The 10,877-nt window shown below is 36.9% G+C and carries 5 protein-coding genes and 1 tRNA gene; 3 read left to right on the top strand and 3 right to left on the bottom strand.

What is annotated here, in order from left to right:
* The 3 genes from rseP to AB8B65_RS14050 form a co-directional block, all read left to right on the top strand.
* On the top strand, window positions 1-1,207 hold a 1,207-nt coding region (gene rseP / locus AB8B65_RS14040; protein WP_405301762.1), incomplete at its 5' end, for an RIP metalloprotease RseP.
* Window positions 1,208-1,311: 104 nt separating this feature from the next.
* Window positions 1,312-1,385 (top strand) — tRNA-Asn (locus AB8B65_RS14045).
* Between the two features lie 403 nt (window positions 1,386-1,788).
* Window positions 1,789-2,187: a LytTR family transcriptional regulator DNA-binding domain-containing protein gene (locus AB8B65_RS14050; protein WP_405301764.1), complete on the top strand. Its 399-nt coding sequence runs from the start codon at window positions 1,789-1,791 to the stop codon at window positions 2,185-2,187.
* A gap of 85 nt (window positions 2,188-2,272) precedes the next feature.
* Here the strand turns inward: AB8B65_RS14050 and AB8B65_RS14055 are convergent, their stop codons facing one another.
* The 3 genes from AB8B65_RS14055 to AB8B65_RS14065 form a co-directional block, all read right to left on the bottom strand.
* Window positions 2,273-3,916: a sialate O-acetylesterase gene (locus AB8B65_RS14055; RefSeq protein WP_405301765.1), complete on the bottom strand. Its 1,644-nt coding sequence runs from the start codon at window positions 3,914-3,916 to the stop codon at window positions 2,273-2,275.
* A 148-nt stretch (window positions 3,917-4,064) separates the two neighbouring features.
* A complete protein-coding gene (locus tag AB8B65_RS14060; RefSeq protein ID WP_405301767.1) occupies window positions 4,065-5,072 on the bottom strand; it encodes a PorP/SprF family type IX secretion system membrane protein in 1,008 nt (335 codons plus the stop codon).
* A gap of 7 nt (window positions 5,073-5,079) precedes the next feature.
* A partial coding sequence (locus AB8B65_RS14065) for a PKD-like domain-containing protein (protein WP_405301769.1) occupies window positions 5,080-10,877 on the bottom strand: 5,798 nt, incomplete at its 5' end.

Here is a 10,877-nt window from a genome sequence, read left to right on the forward strand (position 1 = left end):
TTTTGATCCGTGGTTTTCTATTGTAAAAAAGAAAGTCGGCGATACGGTATACGGAATTGGATGGCTTCCTTTAGGAGGTTATGTCAAAATTGCTGGAATGATTGATGAAAGCATGGACAAAGAGCAAATGGAAAAACCACCAGAACCGTGGGAATTCCGTTCAAAACCAGCTTGGCAACGTTTAATAATCATGTTGGGTGGCGTTATTGTCAACTTCTTATTGGCTTGGGTTATTTACATTTCCATGTTTATGTATTATGGAGAGCCGTATGTTTCTGTAGATAAAATTGAACACGGTTTATATTTTGATAGTGTCAGTGAGAAAATTGGACTTAAAACAGGAGATGATATTCTTGCTATTGATGGTGTAAAAGTTGAAAAACTAGATAAATACTTAAATATTGATCTTTTACTTGGTGATGAAGTAACGGTTTTACGCGATGGTAAAGAAGTTACTGTTCCTTTAAGTGATGAAGGTAAAAAAGCTGCTTTAGAGAGCAGAGGACGTCAAATAGTTGTTCCTAGATTTGCCAATTTACAAATTAGTGAAGTGGTTGATACGCTTAACGCAAAAACAGCAGGATTTAAGGTAGGAGATGAACTAGTTTCAGTAAACAATAAAAAGCTTGTTTTTTGGGATGAATTCACGGAATCTGTCGAAAGTAACAGAGGAAAATCTGTTGCTATAGTAGTAAAACGAGATGGGCAATTAGTAAACTTAAATGCAGCAATTGACAAAAAAGATGCGCTAGGAGTTAAAATCGACATAAAATCTGAAATGGAGAAAATGTCTGTTGTAAAAGAATATGGTTTTTTTGAGGCAATTCCTAGAGGTTTTAATGAAACGATAAACATATTGGTTCGCCAAGTAAAACAATTCAAACTCATCTTTAATCCTGTCATTCAAGGATACAAAAAAGTAAAAGGACCCATTGGAATAGTAGAGATGATGCCAACATCATGGGATTGGTACTTCTTTTGGAGTTTCATGGCAATGTTTTCCGTATGGTTAGCTTTCTTAAATATTTTACCAATTCCTGCTTTAGATGGTGGACATGTAATGTTTTTACTCTATGAAATGATAGTAGGCAAAGCACCATCGCAAAAAGTGATGGAAATTGGTCAAATCGTTGGATTTGTAATCATTATGAGTTTAATGGTTGTGATCTTCGGAAACGATATTTGGAACTTATTTAAAGGTAGTTAATCACAAGAAGTAGCACAGTGTTTAATTTTTTTAAAATTTTTAAAAAAAACATTTGTTCGAAATAAAAAATAGCATATATTTGCAACCGCAAAAAGCAATAACACTCCTCTTTAGCTCAGTTGGTTAGAGCATCTGACTGTTAATCAGAGGGTCCAAAGTTCGAGTCTTTGAAGAGGAGCAAAGCTTTTAAAAGCCATCAGAAATGATGGCTTTTTTTATGTCCAAACTTTTAGGTGTGCCATATTTCTATGCTAAAATAATAGCAAATCTGCTGTGCATTTTACAAGTGGATATCTGCGAAATTTATATCGAAAATAGATTTAGTATTCCAAACAAGTTCTGAATACGATATTCCCGTAGCTCAAAATATACCAACAGATGCTTTTTATGTTTTCAACTCAAAATGCACAATGCGTATCGTAGTGTTTAATTTATAAGAAATTACGCATTTTTAGTACTCAAATTCAACGTTCGTTGTCAAAACTTAACGCTTATACAAAAATGTTGTATCATACAAATAAGATGTGTTTCTTTAGCATGCAATCTATAAAAAAGTTGTGTACGAAAAATTGTCTTAGAGCATGATAGTAAAAAATAAAAACCAACAACAGCATCTTGTACAAAACGAAGCGTATTTGCGAGTAGGAAGCAAGCACAAAGGTGAATATGTAGCAAAAACAGCAATTGTGTATATAGAAGCCTGTGAAAGTTATTCTTGGATCTATTTAAAAGAAGGCAAACGGATATTGAGTTGTAAAGCCATCGGGTTTTATGAGGAACTTTTTTTGGAAGATAATTTCTGTCGTATTCATCGTTCGTATTTAATCAATCAATTGTATGTAAAATGCTATGAGCCACGATATCGTTTGGTACATTTAAAAGGGGAAATTGTTTTATCGGTAAGTCATCGAAAGAATCGTTTGATCGCACACGAAATGAGTTCAACCAAATCAAATACAGCTTTTCCAGTAGCAGTGTAAATTGTGGATGCACATAAAATATATTCGTACATAGAAATTTTAGCATCATTTAAATATACTAAAATTAAAAGTGTCAATATAAGTATCAACCAATCAGGAGTTTTTTCAGAATCGTTTCAGACTGATATATAATTTTTATAAAATATTGTCCAGATGAAAAATTAGATACGTCAATTTGTATAAGTTGTTCTTGATGATTTTTTCTGCTGAACACTTTTTGACCGCTAACCGCATAAATTTCGATTGTAGAATTGCACGGAAATCCACTTTCAATGGTAACCATTGTCGTTGCAGGATTAGGATACATGGAAAAATCGTTCAAAAAATCGTTGTCAGCTTCTTGTAATGAATCTGCGATGTCTATATTTTTAAAACTCAACATGCCTATGCCGTTTTGATTGACAATAAAAGGTGTATTGTTGGGATTGTGACCCAAATAAGACAGTTTTGGAAAAGCTTTTGTGCTACTTTCAGATAAATTTAGTGTGACGGTATTTCCTAAAACACAGCCATCCGTAATACTAATAGCATCCGTACCTTCTATCCAAAAATCATTTTCTACACCAATTTGCCAAGTATACGCATCAGTTGCGGGAAGTATATCAAACATAATTTGATTTTTTGATGCGTTTGTAAATCGGACATTCTCAATATTGGGAGAATATATTCCGCTATTATTACCTGAGTTGTAAAAATCGTAGGCAACCAAGTCATACAATCGTTTGGCTAAAATTGTATAGCCATCTGTTCCATAATAATGACAATTATCGGCACCTTTGGCTACTGCATTTGTGGAAATAATTTTTGTTTTTGGGAGCGTACCAAGTCTTCTATTGGCTTCTGGAGCCTGAAAAAGCTTTCTATAATCTGCATATCCCGAAATTGCACAGCCATACCGAACCTGAAAAATATAATATTGATCTGGCATATAATCTTCTTCCCAAGCTTGGTACAAGTTATCAAAGGCTGTAGCGTAGTTATCCAGACTTAAAAAGGCATCTGCTTCTCCTTGAAACCAAATGATTCCGTGAACATCGCCAGGTAAAAAACCTGCTGCAAAATACCTGCTTAAAAGTCTCCCATAATTCGTATCTAGGTTGGTAATATCTTCATTATTTCGTTTAAAATGTGAAATTTTTTTGCCGCCTTCTCCACCATTTAATAACAAAACAGGCACTTTTTCATTGGCAACAATTGACGCCGCAAAATGATATCCAATTCCCCCAAAAATAAACGGATTTGGATCAGTACTCCACGCTTGCGTTTCTAGCAAATAAGTTCGGATAAAGTTATTTTGAAAAGGAAACGGATCATTCGCATATTCGTTTCTAATGATATTCGACTGACCATTGAGCACATAAATATCACCTACCACTACATTTTCAGCTTCTTGTAATACGATGCCAGTGTCTGTTTTAAGTACAAATTTATATTGAAACAATCCGGCTGAAATCTGTTCAGAAAATTCAAAAGGAGCTACAGTATTTGTAAAAGATAAAGCGTATGCTACCTGTTGTTCTAACGTATTGTCTTTATATATTTCTAAAATCAGTGCTGAATAGCCACTATATATCCCAACTTCGCCCGAAATACGAACGATGGCAATATTGTTTGATATGTTTCTTTTAAATAGTTGCTGATCTTTAGGGAATTCATTCACAGAAACTTGCGAAAAAATAACATACGGCAGTCCAACAAAAATAGACAGCATACTTTTTAGAATCCTCATAAAAATTTGATTTGATCAAAATGTACAAAAGATTTATGAAAACTAATAAATTTCTTTTTTAGATGTAACTACTTTAAAGAAATTGAGCTCCATTTTTCACTACAAACCCACGTTTTTCAAAAAATAATGATGTCAAACTAAAAAGCAATTAATCTTGATAATCAGGACAACCAAAACAACGCTTCTTTTCAGAATCAAATTGGTAGGTGAGTGATAGTTCATAAACGCCGCCAGTACGTCCAATTTGTGAAGTATTAAAATCATACGAAACTCCAAATCGGAAGTTGGTATATTGCAATCCTGTAAAGGCATTGACTGAAGTTAATAAATGACTATTTCCGCTATTTTTTCCAGGATTTGTCACTAAAGTAGATCCAACAAAGAAGCGACCAACTGAAAGCGAAGTTCCTAAATCGAATCGACTAAATTGTCCTTGACGCATATAATTTCCTGTGAGCAATAGTCGCGTTTCAAAAGTTAAAAAACTAATATCAATATAATCAGTAACTAAAAATTCATATCCTGCACTAACAGAAAAGAACGTCTCTAAAGGTACATTTCCATCAACGGTAAGTGAAATATTTGGTCGGTTTAAGTGTTTGGCAGAAACACCTATCCACGCGTTTTCATTATTAAACAATAAACCTGCGGAAACGTCCCAAAAACCGAGTGGTTGCTCATTGTTAAAAAATAGCGCGTCAATTGATGTGGGACTAATAGTGTTGGTTTGAATATTAATTTGATCTTCCAATAACAACCCTTGAAATCCTATATTTTTCCAACCACGACCAACTTCTAATCCAGGCCTAAAGTACCAGTCGTCTCCTAGTTGTACCTGATACGCATAGTTAAAATTTACCTGCGAAAATGTGTAACCACTTTGGCTTTCGCGCTGATTTAAAAAACTAACACCAACGCCACTATTGGCTTCTTCAAACCAAGTATTGGCAAATCCGTAACTCGTATCAACTCTAAAACCCAAAGCTGGCCATTGTGTTCTGTGAATGATTCCTATATGTGTCGTTTCCAGAAACCCAGCAAATCCAGGATTTAAGGTTTGCGGTACCAAAAAGTATTGTGTAAATATTGGATCTTGTGCTTTCATTTGAGGAACAAAGCAGAGACCAATAATTAAAATGCATATTTTTAATTTCATACTGTAATTATAAGATTAACGTAAGTGGTCCTTTTTCGCGGACAGTTGTTCCAAAAAATGTTTTCGCTGTAAATGTGTAATAGTAGTTTCCGTTTTCAACAAATTCGTCTTTTACTTTTCCATCCCAACCTTGCACATTGTCGCCTGTTTCGGAATAAATTAAGCTTCCCCAAGTATCATAAATATTCAATTCCATTTCGTCTAATCCTATAAATACAGGTCTGAAACGATCATTTAAGCCATCATCATTTGGCGTAAAAGCACTTGGCATAATAAGTTTGTATCCTTTTTCAATAAGCAATGTGATGATTTTTGTATACACACAACCTTCAGGAAACGTAACGGTTTGTACTACTGTATAAGCACCAGGAGACGAATATGAATGTATTGGATTTTCTTCATTAGAAAAGTTTCCATCACCAAAATCCCAAGAAACATTTGTATAATCGCCAGTAGTCGTATTTGTAAATTGAATAGGATCTATTTGTGAATAAATACCAAAGGTTTCAAAAGCTGTTGAGCTTAGTGAAAAATCTGGATCACTATATTCAGGAATGTCTACTTCAAAAGTATACGTACTAACACAACCAAGCGCATCTGTAGCATTTAGTATGACCAAACCATTTTGTGATGTGGTCATCATTTCATCATTGGCTCCTGTTACAATTCCGCTAGACCAGTTTAAAGAAAATGGAGGTACGCCGCCAGAAACTTGAGCCGTAAATCGTTGACTTGCTGTAAAAGTACTACAGTTGACAATAGTTTCCGTATCAACATCAATGACAATAGCTGGCGGACGAATGATACTATATGTTTCTGAAGCTTCACAACCGTTGGCATCTACCACACTGACCAAATAATCTCCTGCTGTAATATTGTCTAAGTCTTCCGTTGTTTCGCCATTAGACCAACTGACCGTAAAAGGTGCTGAACCTCCTGAAATGAGTAAGTTAATTGCACCAGAGCTTGCATCGTCACAATCCAAAGCATTGGTAATATTAGCAGAAAGCGTTAACTCGGCAGGCTCAATAATAATAAATGTTTCTGTAATGGTACACGGCGTTCCATCTACAATATTGATGGTGTATGTGCCCGGACTTAAATTGTTTCGTTCAACACCTGCATTTGGATCATCTGCCCAAGCAAACTCAATTGGCTCCTGTCCGCCTTGAAAATTTAAATTAATACTTCCATCATTTGCGCCAAAACAAGAAATTTGTTGAACAATAGGTTCAATGGTAAATATCGGTGGCGCTTCAATAGTAACTGTTACAGCGGCAGTACAATTATTATTGTCGGTTACTGTAATTGTGTAATCTCCTGCTGATAGATTATTTTGCACCAATCCTTCTCCAAAATTGCTCCACACAATGGTGTAAGCACCAGATCCTCCAGAAATATCTGTAATAGTAATTGACGCATCTGCATCGCCAAAGCACATGAGTTCTGTTGCTTCCACAGTGATAACTATTTCATCAGGTTGCGTTAAAACAACACTAAGTGTGTCGTCACAACCATTTTCATCAATCACGGTCAAATTATAGGTTCCGCCTGCCACATTGCTTATGTTTTGAGCAGTACTTGTAAACCCATTTGGACCTGTCCAAGCGTATGTATATTCAAACACGCCAGGAGCTGTTTCGGTTGGTGTTCCGCCTGTTACATTAATATCAATTGCTCCAGAAGTTTCTCCAAAACAAGCAACATTGGTCTGATTTATTAAGGAAACCATGAGTTCATTTGGTTCCGTAATAACAAATGATTGTAGTACAGGTCCGCAATTATTAGCATCCGTTACTGTAAGTTCGTAAGTAGCGGCACTCAGGTTTGAAATGTCTTCATCCATAGAAAAAGCAACACCATTCCTTGTCCAGTTGTAAGTATAGTTTGGTGTTCCGCCAGAAACTGTCACCGAAATTTCACCATCGTTTGCCCCAAAACAACTTATAGCGCTTTCATTATCAACCGTTACTATTAGTTCGTTAGGTGCTGTAATTGTATAGGTTTCGGAAAATGGACAGCCGCCTTCATCTTGAACAGACAATGTATACTCACCAGGAATAAGATTGGAAATGGTAGCATCACTTGATGTAAATCCGTTGGGTCCAGTCCAAGAAATAAGGTAAGGTGTTCCTGTGGTAAAAGGTACACCACCAGAAATGTTTGTGGAAATTTCACCATTATCCGCTCCAAAACAATCAATTTGAGTAATTGCTGTATTTGATGAAATGGCAGGATTCACTGTAATTTCAATTGTAAAAGGAATTCCTTCACAAATTCCAGCTGTTGGCGTTGCTGCATAGGTAACGGTAGCAGATGAAGTTGTTGTGTTGATCAACGTTTGACTAATAATTGTTTGTGGCGTAGTTGCTGCGCTTGCTCCTGTAATACTTCCCGCAGGAACAATTGTTGGTGCAGACCAAGTATAAGTTGTGTTTGTAGGAACAATGTCTCCGTTTGTATCATCTGGTGTAATTGTAAAACTATTTCCACTACAAATGGTTTCCATAAAATTACTGATACTTGGCGTTTCATTTACAATAATTTCGGCAGTATCAGAGATGATTTCAGGACAACCGCCAGCGGAAAATGTTAGTATACAATAATAATAGGTTGTTCCCTGTAAAGTAGTGTTTGGCGTAAATGAGTCAGCAGTTTCTCCAGCAATAGCCGTTCCTGTAGTAGTATCATCAACCGTATTTGAAAACCATTGATACGCTGGTGTGCCAACTCCATTAGAATAACTGATGCTTAATACATTTACGGTATCTGCGGTACATAATTCTTGCGATTGTGGTTGCGTATCTATTTGTGGTCCGACATTTATTATGACTTCTGAAGGATTGCTTGTTGCTGTACAACTATCACTAGCCGCTTGCGAAACAACGCAATAATAGTACAATGTTCCTATTGTTACAGTTGGAGGCGTAAACGTAGCATTGGTTTCACCTGCCACAATGATTCCGCCAGTTGTAGAATTTGTTGTATTGCTAAACCATTGATATGTGAATGTTCCTAAACCGCCAGAAGCTTGTACTTCCAAATCTTGCGGAACGCTATTTTGACAGAGTGTTTGTGTTGCAATTGGTTGCATGTCAATTACTGGCGCATCAACCACTATAACTTCGGCAATATCACTAATAACATCATTACAACCACTTCCCGCAAAGGACAATGCTACATAGTAATAAAAAGTACCTGCCGTTGTATATATTGGTGGTGTATAATCAGCATTTGTTGCATTTGCAATAGCAGTTCCGCCAGTGGTACTATTTGTTGTATTGCTAAACCATTGATAGGAAACGGTACCAGTTCCGGCTGTAAAAGCAACCGATAATGGTATGTCAATTGTACTTCCGACACATAAACTTTGAGTCGTTACAGGCTGATCAGTAATGGTAGCATTTGGCGTTACGGTTACCAAAGCCGTTTGCGACGTAATTAATGCACAGCCGCCAGATGAAAACGTAATTTCACAATAATAATATACTTCACCAATTGTATCTGTTGGAGGAATATAGTCTGTATTGGTTGCTCCTGCAATTGGCGTTCCGCCCGTAGTACTGTCAGTTGTGTTGCTGTACCATTGATATTGTGGCGTATCTGAAGTATTGCCTAACGTAATACTTAATGTATTTGGTATTCCATCAATACAAACCGTACTTGGTTGCGGTTGCATGGTAACTTCTGGAGCAGCGTTTAACGTAATTTCAACTGTAAATGGTGTTCCATTACAAATTCCGACTGTTGGTGTAACAGTATATGTAACAGTTGCCGCGGCATCGGTAGTATTTGTTAAAAATTGACTTATTTCGGTTTGTGGCGTTGTTTCAGCAGTTGCTCCAGTTACACTTCCCGCAGGAGAAACAACAGGTGTTCCCCAAGTATAAGTTGTACTAGCAGGAACAATATCTCCGTTTGAAGTATCAGGTATGATTGTAAAACTATTACCACTACAAAGAGTTTCTGCAAAGTTGCTAATGCTTGGTGTTTCATTCACAATAATTTCAGCCGTATTGGAAGTAACTTCTGGGCAGCCACCCGAAGCAAATGTGACGATACAGTAGTAATATGCTGAGCTAACTGTAGATACGTCTGGCGTGTAAGAGTCGGTAGTTTCTCCTGCAATGGCAGTTCCGGAAGTAGTATCATCTACCGTATTGGAATACCATTGATACGTTGGAGTTCCTACACCGTTTGTATAACTTACTGCAAGTGTAGTTACTACTTCTCCCAAACATAACTCTTGCGATTGCGGTTGCGAATTTATGAACGGCGCAGCATTTACAATAACTTCCGCAGTATCACTGATAACCGTGCAACTTGTACTAGCTGCTTGCGAAATTTCACAATAATAATACACTGTTCCTACTGTAGTTGTTGGTGGAGTAAATGTTGCAGATGTTTCACCTGCAATAGCTGTTCCGCCAGTAGTGTTATTTGTGGTATTGCTAAACCATTGATAGGAAAATGCACCCAAACCACCAGTTGCTTGTACTTCTAATATTTGTACGGTTGTATTTTGGCAAAGCGATTGTGTTGCTAGTGGTTGTACATCAATAACAGGCAATTCTACGACATTAATTTCTGAAACATCACTCACGATATCGTCACAGCCGCTTCCTGCAAAGGACAATTCTACATAGTAATAGTAATTTCCTGCCGTTGTAAATATTGGTGGCGTATAATCGGAATTTGTAGCACCCGAAATTAGTGTTCCGCCCGAATTGCTATTTGTTGTATTGCTAAACCATTGGTAAGAAACAGTGCCAGTTCCATTGGTAAAAGTAACTGCTAGCGGACTCTCAATTGTACTTCCTACACACAAACTTTGTGTAGCTGTTGGCTGTGAAGTAATGCTTGCATTTGGCGTTACTTCAACTCTTGCTGTTTGAGAGTTTAAAGAAGAACAACCGCCCGAAGTAAAGGTAATTTCACAATAGTAAAATAAGATTCCTACCGTGTCAGTTGGCGGATCAAAATCGGCACTTGTTGCACCTGCAATTTGCGTTCCTCCTGTATTGCTATCTGTTGTGTTTGAAAACCATTGGTATTGAGCAGAAACTCCCGACGTAACAACACTTAAAGTATTGGGTGTTCCGTTTTGACAAACCGTGCTTGGTTGTGGTTGCGTAGTAATTTCTGGAGCAGGATTTACCGTAATGATAAAATCTACAGGAGCGCCATCACAACCATTGATAGAAGGCGTTACAGTATATGTAATCGTTCCAGATGCTGTATTGCTGGTTGTGATAACTTGTGAAGGAATTGTATTTGAAGTTCCAGAAGAAACAAAACCACTAATTCCTGCTGTTGCTGTTGCTGTCCAAGTATATGTAGTATTGACATTGCTAGAAGTTAAGTTAATTTCTGTACTTGATGCTCCAGAACAAATGTCTTGTGTTAAGTTTGTATTTGTAATTACGGGAACTTCTTGAATGGTAAATGTTTCCATGGCCATTTCTGAAACACCACAATCGTTGGTTACTTGTAATGTAACTGTATACGTTCCTGGTGAAGAATACGAAATAGTTCCGGGCGATTCTAAATTTGAAGTAGTAGTATCTGCACCTGTAAATTGCCATGAATAGGTTACAGAACTCGCATCGTCTGTACAGTTAGCAATCATTGCTGTTGGATTTATAGAATTTGCATTACACAAATCGCTTATAGGATTTATACTTACTGTAGGCGGTTGTTTGACAATAACTTGTTGCGAACTCGTTTCACTTCCACAGGCTTCATTGGTTCCTGTTAATTGAATTGTATATGTTCCGGGCGTTACAAAATTGAATGACGGATTTG

The organism is Kordia sp. (genome assembly GCF_045105435.1).
Lineage (GTDB): Bacteria > Bacteroidota > Bacteroidia > Flavobacteriales > Flavobacteriaceae > Kordia.